Genomic DNA, 18,833 nt, shown 5'->3' with positions numbered 1-18,833 from the left:
AAAAGGGAGTGGTGGTTCCGCAGACATGCTCCCGCAGAGGAGCTTGCGGGAGGACCCAACAAGATCAATAGCAACAACAGGGCTGCACAATGAAAAAAACCATCCTCGGTCTCTTTGCCTTTTCGATGATGTCCGCCACGGCGCTCGCCGCCGACGTCAAGCCGGCGCTCATTTTCGATCTCGGCGGCAAGTTCGACAAATCCTTCAACGAAGCAGCCTTCAACGGCGCAGAAAAGTTCAAGACCGAAACCGGTATCGAATATCGCGAGTTCGAAATCAGCAACGACGCCCAGCGCGAGCAGGCGCTCCGCCGCTTCGCCGGTGATGGCAACAACCCGATCGTGGTCGTCGGCTTCAACTGGGCGCCGCCGCTGGAAAAGCTCTCGGCTGAATATCCGGACACCAAGTTCGCCATCATCGACACCGTCGTTGACAAGCCGAACGTCAAGTCGATCGTCTTCAAGGAGCAGGAAGGCTCGTATCTCGTCGGCGTTCTCGCCGGTCTGGCTTCCAAGTCGAAGACGGTTAGCTTCGTCGGCGGCATGGATATCCCGCTGATTCACAAGTTCGCCTGTGGCTACATCGGTGGTGCCAAGTCCACCGGCGCCGACGTCAAGGTGCTCGAAGCCTATACAGGCACGACACCAGACGCCTGGAACGATCCGGTCAAGGGCGGCGAAATCGCCAAGTCGCAGATGGATCAGGGCTCTGACGTTGTCTATCACGCTGCCGGCGGTACCGGCGTTGGCGTGCTCCAGGCAGCTGCAGACGCTGGCAAGCTCGGCATCGGCGTTGACTCGAACCAGAACGCACTTCAGCCAGGCAAGGTTTTGACCTCGATGCTCAAGCGCGTCGACGTGGCTGTTTATGAAGCCTTCAAGGCTGCCAAGGACGACAAGTTCGAATTCGGCGCTTCAAACCTCGGCCTCAAGGAAGATGGCGTCGGCTTCGCGCTCGACGACAACAACAAGGCGCTGATCACGCCCGAGATGATGACCGCAGTCGACAAGGTCAAGGCCGACATCGTTGCCGGTACGGTTCAGGTTCACGACTACATGTCGGACGAAGCCTGCCCCTATTGATAGTCTGTGATTGAATGAGAAAAGCCGCTGGTCCCCTGGGATCGGCGGCTTTTTCATGTGAATTCGAGTTTGCCTTTAGCCGGCTCAATAATGGGGCGGACGTGTATTTGCCGGTGCGTCCAGGCTCTGTTCTTCGAGGCTCAGGAAGCGCTCGGTCAAGCGGTCGAGTTTGGCGCGGGTCTGTTCGACGACGGTCCATTGTTCCGCCAGTTGGTCCGACAATTCCTCGATCGTCTTTGCCTGATGGGCAACCGTCTCCTCGAGCCGGGTGATGCGTTCGTTGTTGTCGATCATGGTTTTTCCTCGAAAGCGGTTCCGATGCCAGCGCATCCCCTATCATATCCACATGAAGGATACAGGCCGCGCCCACCGCTATATTGCCTTTCGCTCAGAAGCGCGTAAATCGCGCTGGACTCTCTTCGATGAACTGGGAAGAGTAGGCAAAACCGTGATTTTTGGGCTACCGCGTCCGGAATTCGATGCTAAACTTATACCAACTGGTAAAAAAATCGATGCCCGGGCTACCGCTGTCAAAGCGGAGATAACCGGGCCGACTTGGGGAACATGGGCCAATATGAGCGATATTGCCATCGAGCTGCGTGGCATCGACAAGAGCTTCGGCCTTGTTCATGCCAACAAGAATATCAACCTGACCGTCCGCAAGGGCACCATTCACGGCGTTATCGGTGAAAATGGCGCGGGTAAATCGACGCTGATGTCGATTCTCTATGGGTTCTATCAGGCCGACAAAGGCGATATCGTCATCGACGGCAAGACCGTGACGATCAAGGATCCCAATGCGGCGATCGCAAGCGGCATCGGCATGGTCCACCAGCACTTTATGCTGGTCGAGAATTTCACCGTGCTTGAAAACGTCATGCTCGGCGCCGAAGAAAGCCAGATCCTCAACACCAGTATTTCCAAGGCCCGCGTCGAGTTGAAGCGGCTGGAAAAGGAATATGCGCTGGAGGTCAATCCCGATGCGCTGATCGAGCAATTGCCGGTCGGCCTGCAGCAGCGCGTCGAAATCCTCAAGGCCCTCTACCGCAAGGCCGATATCCTCATTCTCGATGAGCCGACCGGCGTTTTGACGCCGCCGGAGGCCGATCACCTGTTCCGCATCCTCGGCCAGTTGAAGGATCAGGGCAAAACGATCATCTTCATAACCCACAAGCTGCGCGAGATCATGGCGATCACCGACGAGGTCTCCGTCATGCGCCGTGGCGAGATGGTGGCGACGCGCAAGACCAAGGAAACCTCGGTCGAAGAACTAGCCGAGCTGATGGTTGGCCGCCGCGTGCTGTTGCGGGTCGAAAAGGGAGCTGCCAATCCGGGCGAAGTGAAACTCGCTGTCGAAAACCTGACGGTGCGCGATAGCCGCGGCGTCACCATGGTCGACAATGTCTCTTTCAATCTGCGCGCCGGCGAAATCGTCGGCATTGCCGGCGTGGCGGGCAATGGCCAGTCCGAATTGCTGGAAGCGATCTCCGGCATCCGCAAGGCGGTCGGCGGCAAAGTCTTGCTCAATGGCCAGCCGATAGATGTCACCGCCAACGTCGATCCGCGCGACCTGCGCGACAGAGGCCTCGCACACGTGCCGGAAGACCGGCATCACGTTGGTCTGGTGCTGAAGTTTGAAGAGGCCGAGAACGGTATCCTCGGTTATCACCACGACAAGCGTTATCTGAACGGTGTCTTCCTCAATACCAAGGCAATCCAGGCGGATGCCGAGGAAAAGATCAAGAAATACGACATCCGGCCACCCAATCCGCGGCTGAAGACCGCCAATTTCTCAGGCGGCAACCAGCAGAAGATCGTGCTGGCGCGCGAGATGGAGCGGGGGCCGGATGTGCTGATCATCGGCCAGCCGACGCGCGGCGTCGATGTCGGCGCCATCGAATTCATCCACAAGCGGATCATCGAAATGCGGGATCAAGGCAAGGCTGTCTTGCTCGTTTCTGTCGAACTCGATGAAATCCGCGCCCTGTCCGACCGTATCATCGTCATGTTTGCCGGCCGTGTTGTCGGTGAGCGCGACCCGGATGCGACCGAAGGGGAACTCGGCCTGTTGATGGCCGGTGTCGAAGGCCGCAAGGAGGCCGCCGAATGAGCAATCCATACGCAAAACTGCCGGCCTGGGCCGAATACGGCCTGATTCCGCTGGTCAACCTGATCGTCGCCTTCATGGTGGCGGGGCTTGTCGTGCTGCTGGTTGGCGAAAATCCGCTGAAGGCCGCCTATCACATGATCAACGGCGCCTTTGGCCGTGGCGAATATATCGGCTTCACGCTGTATTATGCCACGACCTTCATCTTCACGGGCCTGTCGGTCGCTGTCGCCTTCCACGCCGGACTGTTCAACATCGGCAGCGAAGGCCAGGCCTATATCGGCGGTATCGGGGTGGCACTTGCGTGTCTCTGGCTGGACAAGACCATGCCCTGGTTCGTGGTCTTCCCGCTGGCGATCATCGGTTCGGCTGCTTTTGGCGCGATGTGGGCCTTCCTGCCCGGCTGGCTGCAGGCCAAGCGTGGCAGCCATGTGGTTATCACCACCATCATGTTCAACTTCATCGCCTCCAGCCTGATGGTCTATCTGCTGACCAAGGTGCTGAAACCGCTGGGCCAGATGGCGCCACAGACCCGTACCTTCGAGGCGGGCGGGCAGCTTCCGAAGCTGGACTGGCTGATGTCGATCTTCGGGCTCAATCTCGGTAATTCGCCGTTCAACGTCTCTTTTCTGCTCGCTCTTCTGGCGGCCTTCGGCGTCTGGGTGCTGATCTGGCGCACCAAGCTTGGTTATGAGATGCGGACCATGGGCCACAGCCCGTCTGCGGCGCGCTATGCCGGCATCGGCGAGGCGCGCATCACCATCATCGTCATGATGATCTCCGGCGGTCTGGCTGGCATGATGGCGCTGAACCCGATCATGGGCGAGCAATACCGCATGCAGCTGGATTTCGTGCAGGGGGCCGGTTTCGTCGGGATCGCCGTCGCGCTGATGGGCCGGTCGCATCCGGCCGGCATCATTCCGGCGGCCATTTTGTTCGGCATGCTCTATCAGGGCGGCGCCGAGATCGCATTCGAAATGCCGGCGATCTCGCGGGACATGATCGTCATCATCCAGGGTCTGGTCATCCTGTTTGCCGGAGCGCTGGAAAACATGTTCCGCCCGGCGATCGGCCGCGCATTCGCAAGTATCGGCCGCCGCTCCGTTGCTGCTGCGCAGACAAGGGGAGCCTGAGCCATGGACCTGTTCCACACGATCATCGCGATCCTCGAATCGACCATACGCGTTTCCGTCCCGCTGATCTTTGCAGCCCTTGCAGGCCTGTTCACCGAGCGGGCAGGGGTGTTCGACATCGGTCTTGAAGGCAAGATGCTCGGCGCTGCCTTTGCCGCCGGTGCTGTCGCGGCCGTCACCGGCAATGTGATGATGGGCCTTCTGGCTGCCGTCCTCATTTCCGTGCTGCTGTCGTTGGTGCATGGCTATGCGTCGATCACCCAGCGCGGCAGCCAGATCGTCTCCGGCGTCGCCATCAACTTCATCGTTGCAGGATCGACGGTCATTCTCGGGGAAGCCTGGTTCCGCCAGGGCGGCCGCACGCCGGCGCTCTCCGGTGACGCCCGCTTCCAGACGGTGACCTTGCCGTTTGCCGATGCGGTCAGGGACCTGCCGTTTCTCGGGCCGATCTATTCCGAGCTGCTGTCCGGCCATTTCATCCTGACCTATGTTGCCTTCGCCCTGGTGCCGTTCAGCTGGTGGATCCTCTACCGTACGCGTTTTGGCCTGCGCCTTCGTGCAGTCGGGGAAAATCCGAGCGCTGTCGATACGGCCGGTATCTCGGTGATCTGGCTGCGGTATCGCGCCGTTATCTGCTGCGGCATTCTCTGCGGTTTTGCCGGCGCCTATCTGTCGCTCGCCATGAGCGCCGGGTTCGTCAAGGGCATGACGGCAGGCAAGGGCTATATCGCGCTCGCCGCACTGATCTTTGCCAAGTGGCGGCCGCTGAACATCATGCTGGCCTGCCTTCTGTTCGGATTTCTTGATGCCTTTGCCATTCGTCTGCAGGGCAATCCGTTGCCACTGATCGGTCAGGTGCCGGTACAATTGATGCAGGCGCTGCCCTATATCCTCACGGTCATCCTGCTTGCCGGCTTTATCGGCAAGGCGATCCCGCCCAAGGCAGGTGGCGTACCCTATGTGAAGGAGCGCTGACCATGGAAAACGAACTTTTCGAGGCGGCACGCGAGGCCATGGCGAAAGCCCATGCGCCCTATTCGAAATTCCCCGTCGGCGCTGCCATTCGCGCCGAAGACGGCAAGATCTATACCGGCGCCAATATCGAAAACCTGTCCTTTCCCGAAGGCTGGTGCGCCGAAACGACGGCGATCAGCCACATGGTCATGGCCGGACAGCGCAAGATCGTCGAAGTCGCCGTCATTGCCGAGAAACTGGCGCTCTGCCCGCCCTGCGGCGGCTGCCGCCAGCGGCTGGCGGAATTCTCCGGTGCCAGCACCCGCATTTTCCTTTGTGACGAGAGCGGTGTGAAGAAAACGCTGTCCATGTCCGACCTGCTACCGCATTCCTTCGAAACGGATATCCTCGGATGACGGCCGCCGCTGATATGCTCAAGGCCAAGCTTGTTGGTCTGTCGCCGCGCTATGGCATCGTGCTTGGCTCCGGCCTCGGGTCGCTGGTCGAGGCGGTGGCTGATCCCGTTCGGATTTCCTACGCGGATATTCCCGGTTTTCCGGTCAGTGCCGTATCGGGTCACGCGGGTGAGCTGGTCGCGGGTAAAATCGGCGGCGTGCCGGTTATCGTTCTGTCCGGCCGGGTGCACTTCTACGAGCGAGGCGACGCCAATGCGATGCGCACGCCGATCGAAACATTGAAGGCGCTGGGCGTTGAAACGCTGATCCTGACCAACTCGGCCGGGTCGCTGCGCGAAGACCTGCCGCCGGGATCGGTGATGCAGATCACCGATCACATCAACTTCTCCGGTTCGAGCCCACTGATCGGCGTCGACAGCGACGATCGCTTCGTCGGCCTGACATCGGCCTATGATCCTGCTCTGGTCGAGCGCATGCGTGCCGCCGCAATCAAGCTTGATATCCCGCTCGGTTCGGGTGTCTATATGTGGTTCTCCGGCCCCAATTTCGAAACGCCGGCGGAAATCCGTATGGCCCGCATTCTCGGCGCCGATGCGGTCGGCATGTCGACGGTGCCGGAAGTCATTCTCGCCCGGTTCTTCGGTCTGAAGGTCGCCGCAGCCTCCGTGATCACCAATTTCGGTGCGGGCATGACCGGCGGTGAACTCAGCCACCACGAGACCAAGGATATGGCCCCCATCGGCGGTCGGCGGTTGGCTTCAATCCTTGCAGAAATGATTTCCGCATAGCTCTGCAGGCTTTCGCGCCTCCGGCAGCGCGCAAGACGGGTTTGCGCGGCCGTCTCAAGCGTATAGAACAACCGTTCGTGACCGGCCGCTGCTCCGCTCACGAATGATCGCGATCTAGAAATGGACGGACCCCATGATGCTCGAAGCCTCCAATCGCCAGCTAGCCGCGCTTGCGCTGTCATTGCTGGATCTGACCGACCTGACGGACGACTGCACGCCGGAGGCGATTGAAAAACTTTGCGCTTCGGCCCGCACGCCGCACGGACATACGGCGGCGATCTGCATCTGGCCGCGTTTCGTCGTCCAGGCGCGCGAGATCCTTGGGCCGAACAGCGCAGTCAAGATTGCGACCGTTGTCAATTTCCCCTCCGGTGAGTTACCGGTCGAAACCGTTATCGCCGAAACACTGCAGGCGATTGCCGATGGCGCTGACGAAATCGATCTTGTCATCCCTTATCGCGCCTTCATGGCCGGTGACGAACAGGCCGTCCGCACGATGATTTCCGAGGTGCGGAAAGCCTGCCCGGCGCCCATTCTGCTCAAGACCATTCTTGAGACCGGCGAATTGAAGGATCGTGGCCTGATCCGCAGCGCCTCCCATATCGCCATTCAGGAAGGCGCCGATTTCATCAAGACATCGACAGGCAAGGTCGCTGTCAACGCGACGCTAGAGGCGGCCGATATCATGCTGACCTGCATCCGCGAAAGTGGCCGCAAGGTTGGCTTCAAGCCGGCCGGTGGTGTTCGCACCGTGGGCGATGCCCGCCTCTACCTCACCCTTGCAGCGACGATCCACAGCCCAGACTGGCCGATGCCCTCAACGTTCCGCTTCGGCGCCTCCGGCCTGCTCGGAGATATCCTCTCTGTACTAGATGGCCGCGAACCCGTTGCCGGCGCGACGGCCTATTGATCATGATCCCGCAAGAGGTCATTCGTCGAAAGCGAAACGGCGAGACGCTCGGCAGCGCCGATATCGCCGGTTTCATCCGTGGTCTTACCGATGGATCGATTTCCGAGGGACAGGTAGCGGCCTTTGCCATGGCCACATGGTTCTCCGGTATGAACCTCGACGAGACCGTGGCGCTGACGCTTGCTATGCGCGATAGCGGCGACGTCCTGTCCTGGGATGATATCGGCCACCCTATCGGTGACAAGCATTCGACCGGTGGCGTTGGCGACAACGTGTCCCTGATGCTGGCGCCGATCGTGGCGGCGTGCGGGCTCGCCGTGCCAATGATTTCCGGCCGCGGTCTTGGCCATACCGGTGGCACGCTCGACAAGCTGGAATCGATCCCAGGTTACGACATCAAGCCGTCAGAAACGCTGTTCCGCCGAACTGTTCAGGAGGCCGGCTGCGCTATCATCGGCCAGACTGCTGACCTCGCGCCCGCCGACCGGCGACTTTACGCCATTCGCGACGTGACAGCGACGGTCGATTCCGTACCACTGATAACAGCCTCGATCCTTTCGAAGAAGCTCGCCGCTGGGCTGCAATCGCTGGTGCTCGACGTCAAGATCGGTAACGGCGCTTTCATGGTCGGGCTGGAGGAGGCCGAGACGCTGGCCCGCTCGCTGGTTGGCGTCGCCAATGGTGCCGGCGTGAAAACGACGGCGCTGATCACCGACATGAACGAACCGCTTGCCGATGCTGCCGGCAATGCCCTCGAGATCGAAAACTGTGTCGCCTTTCTGCGCGGAGAAAAAGCAGGAACCCGCCTGGAAGCGGTGGTGATGGCCTTCGCGACGGAGATGCTGATGACCTCCGGCATTGCAGCCAGCCCCACGCAGGGCATCGATCTTGCCCGGCGGGCATTGCAATCGGGTGCTGCATTGGAGCGCTTTGGCCGCATGGTTCATATGCTGGGTGGCCCTGCCGATTTCGTCGAGCGTCCGCAGGCCTATCTGGTCAAGGCGCCGGTCATTCTTCCCGTCGAGGCGCTTCGTGGCGGCTATCTTCAATCCTGTAATGCCCGCGATGTCGGGATGGAAGTCATTGCGCTCGGTGGTGGCCGGACAAGACCGGACGAAGCGATCGATCACCGCGTCGGCTTTAGTGGCTTAAAACCATTGGGGACCAAGGTTGAAAAGGGTGAAGCCTTTGCCTTTGTCCATGCCAAAGACGAAGCTCAGGCATTGAAGGCGCGTGGCCGGTTACAGGACATTTATGTGATTGGTGAAGACGCTATGCCTGAGCGGCCGGTGATTGTTTCCAAAATCAGCGGGTAAGGTGCAGCGCCCCGTTCTCGACCTTATAGGACGAGAGCTTGTTGAGAAAACTCATGCCGACCAGCATGCCCGACAGCGATTTGTCGGGCAGCACCATGGCTTGCACATCCTTGACCGCAATCGTGCCGATCTCGACGCGATCCAGCATGACGACAGCAGCCTTGACGATGCCGTTCGCGGTATTGGCCGTGGCGTTGAATGATAGTGATCCTGTCGAGATGCCAAGCCTCCGCGCAGTCGATATATTGATGGCGATCACGCTGGCGCCAGTATCGACCATACCGTCCGCCTTGCGTCCGTTGATGGTGAAGGTACCCGAGAAATGCCCCCCTCGACCGGGTTGCATGATGACGCCTCTGCCGCCGGCATATTTTGCCGGGCTGGTCTGGGCGGTTTTGGCTGGAATGTCGGCCTGCGGGCGGTCAAGATATGACGTAGCAATTCCCGGCAGCACCATGGCGGCGGCAACGATGCCTCCAGCAAAGACAGCCATACGAACCAGCATTGATCAACTCCGCGCGTGAAAATCTCCCTCAGCTAAACACGAAGCCCGCTAACAGGATGCAAAAAGCCGCCGGATTTTCCGGCGGCTGCGTGCCGAATTGTGAAGCTGGTTAAGGAACTGGCAAGATTCTGGTCGCCCGGCGGCCCGCTGACGAATGCGGGAGACCGGCCGATTGACCTTACTTCGTGCCGTACATCCGGTCGCCGGCATCGCCGAGGCCCGGTACGATATAGCCTTGCTCGTTCAGATGGCTATCGATCGACGCGGTAAAGATCGGCACGTCCGGGTGGGCAGCCTGAAAGTTCTTGATACCCTCGGGGGCGGCCAGCAGGCAGAGGAAACGCAGGTTCTTGGCGCCGCGCTCCTTCAGCTTGTCGATGGCGGCAATCGAGGAATTACCGGTTGCCAGCATCGGGTCGACGACGATGACGAGGCGTTCAGACATGCTTTCCGGCGCCTTGAAATAATATTCGACCGCCTCAAGCGTTTCGTGGTCGCGGTAGACGCCGACATGCGAGACGCGGGCGGACGGTACCAGTTCAAGCATACCCTCGAGCAGGCCGTTGCCAGCGCGCAGGATGGACGCGAATACCAGCTTCTTGCCTTCGAGTACCGGTGCCTGGATGGTCTGCATCGGCGTTTCGATGGTTTCCATCTTCAGTTCGAGGTCACGCGTGACCTCGTAGCAGAGCAGCGTCGAGATTTCGCGCAACAAACGGCGGAAACCTGCGCTCGAGGTCTCCTTTTTGCGCATGATGGTCAGCTTGTGCTGAACAAGCGGGTGATTGATGACTGTAACGCCGTCCATGGCCAAGCCCTCCTGCGGAATTTGGATTTAAAATCCTTTTTTCACGGAAAGGCGAGACGCCGCAAGGCCCGAACGGCGCTTTACGGCGTCATCCCCAGTCGAGCAGTCTCAGAGAGACGCCAAAAGGCGTGCGCGGGTGGGCTCATCCACGAAGGCGGCTTCGATCGCGGTGCGTGTCATGCCGTTAATCTGCTCATCGGAAAAACCCATCACCTGCGAGGCGATTTCGTATTCCTGTTTCAGCGACGTGTGGAAAAACGGTGGATCATCCGAGTTCAGCGTCACCCGGCATCCGGCCTCATGGAGCGCGCGCAAGGGGTGCGAGGCAAAGTCTGGAAAGACCTGCAGCGATATGTTGGAGCCCGGGCATGTTTCGAGAACGACGCCTTCGTCGGCGATCCGCTTGACGAGCTCGGCATCCTCGATGGCACGGACGCCATGGCTGATGCGCGAGGGCCGTACATGATCGAGCGCATCGCGGACGCTGAAGGCGCCGGCCATTTCGCCGGCATGAATGGTCAGGCCAAGCCCGCAATCACGGGCAATATCGAAGGCGCGCGAGAAATCGGCGACCGTGTGCATGCGTTCGTCGCCGGCAAGGTTGAAGCCTGTCACCAGCGGATGTTCGCGCTTGGCTGCATAGAGCGCTGTACGTTCCGCCGCTTCCGGCCCCATGTGCCGGATAATGGTGATAATCATCCGGCCTTCGATGCCGGTCTTTTGCTTGGCGGCCTCGATGCCTGCGGCCAATCCGCGGATATAGGCATCGCTGCCGATGCCGATTGTATTGCCATGGTCGGGGGAAACGATGATCTCGCTGTAGATCGTGCCTGCGGCTGCCAGTTCCGTCAGATAGGTCTCTGCCAGCAGCGCGTAGTCTTCTTCCGTGCGGAAAAGCTCGGCAACGGCGTCATAACATTTCAGGAATTCGCTGAAATTTGCCCAGACATACGCCCCGTCCTTGATGATGTCGCTGATATCGACATTGTATTTTTCGGCCATGATGAGGGCGAGTGCGGGTTGTGCAGCACCTTCAATATGGCAATGCAGCTCGGCCTTCTTCAGATATGCGCTCACAGAAAACTTCTCCCATGGAGGCCCGGTGGAAGGCCCAGATGTTTGGCAATCGTCTCGCCGATTCCGGCAAAGCTTGGCAGCACGCCAATCGAGCGGGTGCGAACGCCCGGACCGAAAACGAGAATCGGGACGCGTTCGCGTGTGTGGTCGGTGCCGCGCCAGGTCGGATCACAACCATGGTCGGCAGTCAGGATGACAATGTCGCCGGGTTTCAACTTGCGGTCCAGGTCGGGAAGCCGCTGGTCAAAGGCCTCAAGGGCGGCGGCATAACCCGGCACGTCGCGCCGATGGCCGTAAAGCATGTCGAAATCGACGAAATTGGTGAAGACCAGATCGCCGTCCTCGGCCTCGTCCATGGCTTTCAGGGTTGCCTCGAACAGGTCCATATTGCCGTTGGCCTTGATCGTCCGGCCAATGCCCTGATGGGCGAAGATATCAGCGATCTTGCCGACAGCGTGCACTGTCCGTCCGGCGTCTTTCAGCCTGTCGAGCAGGGTTGGCTCCGGTGGCAAAACAGAATAATCGCGGCGGTTGCCGGTGCGCACGAAGTCCTTCGGTGTAGTACCGACGAAAGGCCGGGCGATGACGCGGCCGATATTGTAATCGTCGAGCAGGCGCCGCACCACTTGGCAAAATGCAAGCAGGCGCTCTAGGCCGAAGGAATGCTCGTGCGCGGCGATCTGGAAAACCGAATCCGAGGAGGTGTAGCAAATCGGCTTGCCGGTACGCATGTGCTCCTCGCCATATTGAGCAATGATGTCGGTGCCCGAGGCATGGCAATTGCCGAGAATGCCGGGCACTTCGCCTTCACGGCAGATCGCTTCGACCAATTCCGCCGGAAACGTGTCGCCTTCCGTGGGGAAATAACCCCAGTCGAATGTTACAGGCGTCCCGGCAATCTCCCAATGCCCGGATGGCGTATCCTTGCCGCGTGAAACTTCGCTCGCAGCGCCATAAAGCCCGAACACCCGCTCTGGCAACGGCATACCGGCAGGCAGGCGCTTGTTGGCAAGTTTTGCAGCATGAAGCAGGCCGAGCGCCGACATGTTGGGAAGCGTCAGCGGCCCTGCGCGCAAGCCATCCCGGTCACCGGCACCCGCAGCACAGAATTCAGCGATATGGCCAAGCGTGTCGGCACCATCGTCGCCAAATTCGACCGCGTCCGGCGCCCCACCAATGCCAAAGGAATCAAGAACGAACAGAAAGGCACGCGCCATGAACCACCCAGTATGCTGCCGCAGCGACAGAACAAATTTTGCTCTTCACCTCGCGCAGTCAAGCGGAGGCTAAAGCGCGCAGAAATACTCCGAGGCCGTGCATATTGCAAATGGCCGACCGGTTATAGTTCGGGCCACGGTGGCGGGGTCTTTACTTGAAGGCCGGGCAATCACTGCATTTTATTTCCGTGCCGACGCGCTGACGGAAATAGGACGTTTTGGAGATGTCGATCGTATTTACAGCGCTTTTGGAGAGCCCTGGCGCAAAGAGCAATATTTCGTGCGGAATCACCAATTCTGATCGCACGATGAAGGTGTTTACAGCGGAAATATCGCTTGGCATTGTGACGGTAGAGCCAGCTTTATAGGGGGCACCGCCAGCCTGGTCATACGACCATGTCACTTCGCCAACACCGGGGGCGGTCATCTTGATGCCGGTCATCTTCAGTGTGTACTGGCCATCTTCCACCTGGAAAGGTGACATTACGCTTTTGGTGACGGTTTTCATGCCGTTGAGACTGGCCTTATCGACGCTTTGCATCTGTGTCAGCACGTCCGCCACCGTGCTTGAGGCACGCGAGACTTTTCGGGCGACGTTGAAGCCGACAGATATTTCGAAACAACCGATATAGGCCATGATCAGCAAGGGAGCGATGATCGCGAATTCGATTGCACCCGTTCCCTTCCGGTCACGCCAAAAGGTGCCAAACGTTTCCAATCTCCAAGAGAGCAATGCTCTATGATAACGCATAGTCTTCATAGTTTGCTTCCTCAGTAACTTTCGGTGCGAAAGGCGGTTGTTGCCACCATCAGATAGTCTTTCGGCATGCTGCTGCCGGCGGGGCGCAAATTGGTGATGTAGGGGCGCACGAGATCGGTGATGACTTCCCAGCGGTAGTAGGCGCGCACGATTGTGATCGTCGTCGGCCCGCCTGGGGCGAACTGGAAACCGGTGGTGTCGAGATCACCATCTTTCCGCGGGATGGTCTGTGGAATTTGCGAGAAGTCTGCGAAGCTTCGTACATCGATAAAGAGTTTTGAAGGTATTTTGGCCTCGGTTGCCGAGCAGGTCATGAGAACCGAAATTTCGGCGCAGAAAGCATTGCGGAATTGTTCTTGGGTCGTCGTTGATGTGATCTGGCCGGTTCGCACCTTGCGGGCCATCGTCTCGGTGGCGTTGGCCAGAAGTTGCTCTGCCGTGAACGCTGTGAACGTCTCAAGCGAGGCGAAAACGACCATCATGAAAGGCAGGGCGAGAAGCGCGAATTCAATCGCCGATGTACCAGATTTGTCTCTGAACAAACGTCGCAACAGGCCGCGGTTGGGTCTATTCTGCCGAGGGCCGTCGATCTGGCCGGTCTCAGCGTCTTCATTATGGTTGTTCAACATTTCGCCATTCCGCAATGCGCCATACGATGAGGTACATTAGGAAGCGACTGTTGATATTTCGTATGCAGGGACGATGATAATTTGAATGGAAACACTTACCGGATGATAAGGATTGGCGGCCAGATTTCGCCTCTGTCCGAATTCCATGCCTTAAATCCCCACGCTGACGGCTCTTGCATGCATCACGCTGTAATCTTGCCCGTCAGTTTGCGATAGTTGTTTTTTGCGTCGCGTGCTCTTCGCAGTTGGGTGTGCAGGAAAGCACCGATCGGACCGTCTGGCGAAATACCCTCACTGTATTGCCCTCGTCGATGGAGACAAGAATGCGCTCATCAACAATGGCATTTCCGTCCATGTCAAGAATGACAAGGTTCGTCGTGCCGAACGAGCGGCCCGTCAGTACGATGGTCTTTGCATCGGCAACGGTAGCGTCCGCGACGTCAGAATTGCCGATGATGACCTTGCTGACCGGCCGGTCGAGCTTTAGCACGCGCGCCTGATTCATGAAAACGTTCAGCATTTCGTCGGCCGCCATCGCCGGAGATGCACAAAACGAACTGATAAAAGCCAGAATTGCGAAGGCCGAGGTCAGCAACCGGGCGCCGATGGCTGTGTTTTGCAAGTTCATGGCTGTTTCCTGATGAAGAGAATGTCGAAAGCATCCTCTGTTTTGGTGAATGAAGCGTTAAATCAAGGGCGCCGGCAGCGCTTAAAGGCATTCAGTATGCCGTGCTTCGGCCGCGTATCGAGATGGGCTTGGAGATCGATAGTATTTTATACTTTACATTGTTGGGTTTTTTACCATGAAAGCTGGTGTTGATTGTTAATATATCGGTAACTCTTTTCTTTAAGCGAATTGAAATTCACGATCTGTAGGTTCTGGTCATCCGATCAACGGAAACAGTTGGCGGAAGTGCTGAACAAACAAGTGAAGTAGGAGAGATACCATGACCAAGATTTTCGCACGTTTCATGAAGGATGAGTCTGGCGCGACCGCGATCGAATACGGCCTGATCGCCGCCCTCATCTCCGTCGCCCTGATCACCGGTGCAACGGCCCTCGGTTCGCAGTTGAACGTGGTGTTCACTGGCTTGGGCACGAAGATGACCACTGCAGCCGGCAAGGTGTAATATCTTCTGACTATTCGAAAAGCCGCCCTTTTGGGGCGGCTTTTCCTTTTCTGTGCTGCACGGTCTGCCGACTTCGCATTTCGTTAAGTCAGTATGTGTACGTTCGGCGGAAGATGTTTTTCCGCCGGGTATAAGTAGGCCGCTAGCGATTGTATTTCAAAGCTGGGACGACGCGCATGATTGAAGCTGCCATTTTCGTCATATTTCCATTGTGCCTGGCAATTGCTGCGTTCTCCGATCTTTTTACGATGACTATTCCGAACCGGGTATCTGCCATTTTACTGGGTACATTTATCCTGATAGCTCCAATGGCCGGTCTCAGCTTGTCGATGATTGGCATGCACCTCGCCGTAGGCCTGATCGTGTTTGCGGGGTGTTTTACGCTGTTTGCGCTGAACATCATGGGCGGAGGGGACGCTAAACTGTTGACGGCAAGCGCTGTCTGGTTTGGCTTCAACAGCTCATTGCTCGAGTTTCTCATCTACGTGTCGTTTTTCGGTGGTGTCCTGACGATCCTGATCCTGATGTTGCGCAAGCAGGAAAACATCATTCTTGCGGCCGGTCTTCCGGTGCCGCACTTGCTGTTCACAGCCAACAAAATTCCTTACGGCATTGCAATCGGGTTTGGTGGCTTCCTTGCATATCCTTCATCGCCGTTGATGATAGCCGCGCTGGCCCGCCTGCATTAATTTCTTTGTTCCATTTTGTATCGCTGGTGTTCACTGTGCGGCACAGTCGAAGGAATGTTTGCGCCTTTGTGGTGCAAATCATTTGTTAACCACAAATGTAAGCGGTCCGTTAACTATAATTACACCAATTCCTGATCAATCTGCAGCGGGCATACTCTCGGCTGCAGGGAAAGATCATGAAACCGGTGCGCGTTATTATTCTGGCAGTGGCTGTCGCATCGGCGGGACTGGCCGGATTCCTGGCACTCAAGCTGACCAGCGGCAAGACCGTAGTGAGCACGGCAGAGCCGGTGATCGAGCGCGAACCAACCGTCAACGTTCTTGTTGCCAGCAAGAGCCTCCCCGTTGGGTCGAGGCTCAATCCGGATTCCATACACTGGATCTCCTGGCCCAAGGACGGCGTCGTCGAAGGCTTGATCACCGAGGAGCTTCGTCCGAACGCAGTCACCGATATGCAGGGTGTCGTCGTTCGCCTGCCGATTTTCAACGGCGAACCGGTACGCCAGGAAAAGATCGCGGATTCGTCGAGCCGGATCATGTCGTCACTGCTGCCGGCCGGCAAACGCGCTGTCGCCACCGAAATTACGGTTGCGACCGGTGCGGGCGGGTTCATTCTGCCGAACGATCGCGTCGACGTCATCATGGTCCGCAAGGAGCAGGATAATTTCCTGACTGAAACCGTTCTCAGCAATGTCCGCGTTCTCGCCATCGACCAGCAGGTCGAGGAAAAGGAAGACGGTTCCAGGTCGGTGGTCGGAACGACCGCCACGCTGGAGCTGACGCCGGATCAGTCGAAGGTCATGACGGTGGCGCAGCAAATGGCCGAGCGCCTGTCGCTGGTCCTGCGCAGTGTCGCCGACGCGCAGGAGCCGGATACGATCGGGGCTGACTATCTCTTGAGCGGCGATGGGCGGCCGTCAATTCAGGTCATCAAATCGGGCTCTATCGTCAAGAGCGATGACAGCTCATCCTTGGTTCAAGCGAAATGATGTGTGAGCGGGAGCGGAACGTGAAGCGGATCAACAACAAATTCCGGAGCTCTGTCGCAGGCGGCTTGGTCTTTTGTCTGGCTTTTTCGGGCTTGCCGGCCGGAACTTTCGTTGCCGAAGCGGCTTCACAGTCGGTGGTGCGCATCGTCGATAGCGGACCGGGCGTCAAGAAAACCATCAAGTTGGGGCTCAACAAGGCGGTCGTCATTGATCTCCCGAGGGACGCGCATGATATCCTTGTTGCGGATCCGATGCTGGCGGATGCGGTGACAAGGACATCGCGGCGAATCTACCTGTTTGGAAAAATGGTTGGCCAGACAAACATCTTTGTGTTCGGCCCGGGCGGCGAGGAAATAGTCAGCCTCGATGTAGAGATTGAACGCGATATTTCCGGCTTGGAGGCCAATCTCAGGCGCTTCCTGCCTGATTCCGATATCAAGGTCGAAATCATCTCGGACAATATCGTCCTGACCGGGACCGTTCGTACTCCGCTCGATTCCACGCGCGTCGAAGAACTCGCCAGTGCGTTTATCAAGGGCGGTGAAGCAACCACGCGCAATATTACCGCACAGGGCAATAATGGTGACGCAGACATCTTTGCCGAGCGTCGCCAGGTTTCGCAAATCGTCAATCTTCTCCGGATTGACGGTGAAGACCAAGTGATGCTCAAAGTAACGGTTGCTGAGGTTTCGCGCCAGGTGCTCAAGCAGCTTGGCTTTAGCGGGTCGATCAGAAGTTCGACCAGCGGTAACGGCATCACCTTCCGCAATCCGGCGAACCTCGGCAACGCGGTCAATGCGGTCGCATCCCAGATCAGCGGTGCCATCGGATCTGGTTCGATGGGGTTCGCCAGCTATATCAATGCGATGGAGCAAGCCGGTGTGATGCGCACGCTGGCGGAGCCCAGCCTGACAGCAATATCCGGCAAGAAGGCCAGCTTTTCCGTCGGTGGTGAATATCGTCTGCCATCGGAGCAGGAAATCGACAAAGAGGGTGTTCTAAAGCGCACCGTGGAAACTGTTGAATACGGTATCGGGCTAGATTTCACACCTGTCGTTCTGGGGCCGGGCCGTATCAGTCTTGAAATTGCAACTGAGGTTTCGGAACCAACGTTCGATGGATCGGTCGTCAACGGTAATACGATCAGTGTCCCCGGCCAGACCTATATGTCGATCCGCCGCCGCAAGGCGTCGACCAGCGTCGAACTCCCTTCAGGGGGCTCAATTGTGATCGGTGGCCTTGTGCAGGATAATATCCGCCAAGCTATGTCCGGTCTTCCAGGCGCCTCGAAAATTCCCGTTCTCGGTACGCTGTTCCGTTCGAAGGATTTCATTCGCAACGAGACAGAATTGGTCATCATTGCGACGCCTTACCTGGTTCAGCCTGTGGCGCGCGGCGACCTGTCGCGCCCGGATGACAATTTCAATCCGACTGACGACCTGTCCAGCGCGTTTCTCGGCGAGGTCAATCGCATCTACGGCACCCGTCAGGCCGCCCCCACGGGGCAGTATCACGGTAGCGTCGGCTTCATTTACAAATAGGCGGGAGCGGACATGACAACGAAGATCATCCTGAACCGCAATATGAAAAGGCACACGATCATGCGGGCAAAGTTTTTTGCAGGTCCAGTCCGTCTTGCGCGCCTGCTGACGATCGGCGCCTTGCTGGTTGCCGGTACAAGCCTTGTCGGCTGCGCCAACCGGGACGGTATGTCCACAGGTGCTGTGCCCGATGATTACCGAACCCGTCACCCGATCGTGATTGCCGAGGCTGAACACGCAATCGATGTACCGGTAGGGTCCAGCGACAGACGCCTGACGAAGGGTGCGCGCGACGTCATCCGCGGCTTCGCGCAGAGCTACACAAACTCCGCGACGGGCACGGTTCAGATTTTGCTGCCGCGCGGATCTGCCAACGCGCAGGCGGCATCTTCATTGCGCAAGGAAATCCGCGGTGTACTGGTCGGGGCCGGCATCCCGGCGAACCGGTTGGTAGAGGTCAGTTATCAGGCTGATCCCTATGGCGACGCAGCACCGGTGCGGCTGAGCTACACGGCGATTACTGCCAAGACTGCGCCGTGCGGCAACTGGCCGAAGGATCTGATCTCCAACACCATCCAGAACAAGAATTACGAAAACTTCGGCTGCTCCAGCCAGGCTAATCTTGCTGCGCAGATTTCCAATCCTCTGGATCTGCTCGGGCCGCGCGCCATGTCGCCGATCGATGCCGTCCAGCGCGGCAAGGTGATCAGCGACTACCGCGGAATAGACTCTGGCAGCGATCCCATTGGCCCGACGATCAACTTCAACTGATACATCCGAGC

The 18,833-nt window shown here is 58.3% G+C and carries 21 protein-coding genes; 13 read left to right on the top strand and 8 right to left on the bottom strand.

Going from position 1 to position 18,833, the window contains the following annotated elements; all coding sequences use genetic code 11:
* Nucleotides 1-89 precede the first annotated feature (89 nt).
* Nucleotides 90-1,082 (top strand): BMP family ABC transporter substrate-binding protein, encoded by a 993-nt coding sequence (locus R6X40_RS20565; RefSeq protein ID WP_318415674.1) that lies wholly within the window; start codon nt 90-92, stop codon nt 1,080-1,082.
* 84 nt (nt 1,083-1,166) lie between these two features.
* On the opposite strand, the gene R6X40_RS20560 is transcribed toward R6X40_RS20565, so the two are convergent.
* Nucleotides 1,167-1,376, bottom strand: coding sequence for a SlyX family protein (locus tag R6X40_RS20560; protein ID WP_318415673.1), 210 nt, complete (start codon nt 1,374-1,376; stop codon nt 1,167-1,169).
* Between the two features lie 280 nt (nt 1,377-1,656).
* Here R6X40_RS20560 and R6X40_RS20555 point away from each other — a divergent pair, with 280 nt between their 5' ends.
* The 7 genes from R6X40_RS20555 to deoA all read left to right on the top strand — a co-directional run bounded on the left by R6X40_RS20555 (nt 1,657) and on the right by deoA (nt 8,706).
* On the top strand, nt 1,657-3,192 hold the full coding sequence (locus R6X40_RS20555) for an ABC transporter ATP-binding protein (RefSeq protein WP_318415672.1): 1,536 nt from the start codon (nt 1,657-1,659) through the stop codon (nt 3,190-3,192).
* Nucleotides 3,189-4,322 (top strand): ABC transporter permease, encoded by a 1,134-nt coding sequence (locus tag R6X40_RS20550; protein ID WP_318415671.1) that lies wholly within the window; start codon nt 3,189-3,191, stop codon nt 4,320-4,322. Before R6X40_RS20555 ends, R6X40_RS20550 begins: the two co-directional genes overlap by 4 nt.
* 3 nt (nt 4,323-4,325) lie before the next feature.
* Nucleotides 4,326-5,297 (top strand): ABC transporter permease, encoded by a 972-nt coding sequence (locus R6X40_RS20545; protein WP_318415670.1) that lies wholly within the window; start codon nt 4,326-4,328, stop codon nt 5,295-5,297.
* A 2-nt stretch (nt 5,298-5,299) separates the two neighbouring features.
* The gene (locus R6X40_RS20540; protein WP_318415669.1) at nt 5,300-5,692 is read left to right on the top strand and encodes a cytidine deaminase; all 393 of its coding nucleotides are present in this window, start codon (nt 5,300-5,302) and stop codon (nt 5,690-5,692) included.
* Complete coding sequence (locus R6X40_RS20535; RefSeq protein ID WP_318415668.1) at nt 5,689-6,480, top strand: purine-nucleoside phosphorylase; 792 nt, start codon at nt 5,689-5,691, stop codon at nt 6,478-6,480. The genes R6X40_RS20540 and R6X40_RS20535 overlap by 4 nt, the downstream gene beginning before the upstream one ends.
* A gap of 136 nt (nt 6,481-6,616) precedes the next feature.
* Nucleotides 6,617-7,390 carry a deoxyribose-phosphate aldolase gene (gene deoC / locus R6X40_RS20530; protein WP_318416010.1) on the top strand — a complete coding sequence of 258 codons (774 nt, stop codon included), beginning with the start codon at nt 6,617-6,619 and terminating at the stop codon, nt 7,388-7,390.
* A complete protein-coding gene (gene deoA, locus R6X40_RS20525) occupies nt 7,387-8,706 on the top strand; it encodes a thymidine phosphorylase (protein ID WP_318415667.1) in 1,320 nt (439 codons plus the stop codon). Before deoC ends, deoA begins: the two co-directional genes overlap by 4 nt.
* On the opposite strand, the gene R6X40_RS20520 is transcribed toward deoA, so the two are convergent.
* The 7 genes from R6X40_RS20520 to R6X40_RS20490 form a co-directional block, all read right to left on the bottom strand.
* Nucleotides 8,696-9,211 (bottom strand): TIGR02281 family clan AA aspartic protease, encoded by a 516-nt coding sequence (locus tag R6X40_RS20520; RefSeq protein ID WP_318415666.1) that lies wholly within the window; start codon nt 9,209-9,211, stop codon nt 8,696-8,698. The genes deoA and R6X40_RS20520 overlap by 11 nt on opposite strands.
* A gap of 178 nt (nt 9,212-9,389) precedes the next feature.
* A complete protein-coding gene (upp, locus tag R6X40_RS20515) occupies nt 9,390-10,019 on the bottom strand; it encodes a uracil phosphoribosyltransferase (RefSeq protein WP_318415665.1) in 630 nt (209 codons plus the stop codon).
* 108 nt (nt 10,020-10,127) lie between these two features.
* The gene (locus R6X40_RS20510; protein ID WP_318415664.1) at nt 10,128-11,096 is read right to left on the bottom strand and encodes an adenosine deaminase; all 969 of its coding nucleotides are present in this window, start codon (nt 11,094-11,096) and stop codon (nt 10,128-10,130) included.
* Entirely contained in the window at nt 11,093-12,313 is a 1,221-nt protein-coding gene (locus R6X40_RS20505) for a phosphopentomutase (protein ID WP_318415663.1), read from the bottom strand. Before R6X40_RS20505 ends, R6X40_RS20510 begins: the two co-directional genes overlap by 4 nt.
* Before the next feature lie 151 nt (nt 12,314-12,464).
* Nucleotides 12,465-13,064, bottom strand: a complete 600-nt coding sequence (locus R6X40_RS20500) for a TadE/TadG family type IV pilus assembly protein (RefSeq protein WP_318416008.1) — start codon at nt 13,062-13,064, stop codon at nt 12,465-12,467.
* A 20-nt stretch (nt 13,065-13,084) separates the two neighbouring features.
* Nucleotides 13,085-13,702, bottom strand: coding sequence for a TadE/TadG family type IV pilus assembly protein (locus R6X40_RS20495; RefSeq protein ID WP_318415662.1), 618 nt, complete (start codon nt 13,700-13,702; stop codon nt 13,085-13,087).
* 202 nt (nt 13,703-13,904) lie between these two features.
* A complete protein-coding gene (locus R6X40_RS20490; RefSeq protein ID WP_318415661.1) occupies nt 13,905-14,330 on the bottom strand; it encodes a pilus assembly protein N-terminal domain-containing protein in 426 nt (141 codons plus the stop codon).
* A 319-nt stretch (nt 14,331-14,649) separates the two neighbouring features.
* Here R6X40_RS20490 and R6X40_RS20485 point away from each other — a divergent pair, with 319 nt between their 5' ends.
* The 5 genes from R6X40_RS20485 to R6X40_RS20465 all read left to right on the top strand — a co-directional run bounded on the left by R6X40_RS20485 (nt 14,650) and on the right by R6X40_RS20465 (nt 18,822).
* Nucleotides 14,650-14,832, top strand: coding sequence for a Flp family type IVb pilin (locus R6X40_RS20485; protein ID WP_318415660.1), 183 nt, complete (start codon nt 14,650-14,652; stop codon nt 14,830-14,832).
* 176 nt (nt 14,833-15,008) lie between these two features.
* Nucleotides 15,009-15,521: a prepilin peptidase gene (locus tag R6X40_RS20480; RefSeq protein WP_318415659.1), complete on the top strand. Its 513-nt coding sequence runs from the start codon at nt 15,009-15,011 to the stop codon at nt 15,519-15,521.
* Between the two features lie 176 nt (nt 15,522-15,697).
* Nucleotides 15,698-16,510, top strand: a complete 813-nt coding sequence (gene cpaB / locus R6X40_RS20475; RefSeq protein ID WP_318415658.1) for a Flp pilus assembly protein CpaB — start codon at nt 15,698-15,700, stop codon at nt 16,508-16,510.
* 20 nt (nt 16,511-16,530) lie between these two features.
* Nucleotides 16,531-18,051, top strand: a complete 1,521-nt coding sequence (locus R6X40_RS20470; protein WP_318415657.1) for a type II and III secretion system protein family protein — start codon at nt 16,531-16,533, stop codon at nt 18,049-18,051.
* Nucleotides 18,052-18,111: 60 nt separating this feature from the next.
* On the top strand, nt 18,112-18,822 hold the full coding sequence (locus R6X40_RS20465; protein WP_318416006.1) for a CpaD family pilus assembly protein: 711 nt from the start codon (nt 18,112-18,114) through the stop codon (nt 18,820-18,822).
* The last annotated feature ends 11 nt before the right edge of the window (nt 18,823-18,833 follow it).

The organism is Rhizobium sp. PL01 (genome assembly GCF_033447125.1).
Classification (GTDB): domain Bacteria; phylum Pseudomonadota; class Alphaproteobacteria; order Rhizobiales; family Rhizobiaceae; genus Pararhizobium.
The sequence above is the reverse complement of the archived record's forward strand: the minus strand, read 5'-3'. Positions and strand labels throughout refer to the sequence as shown.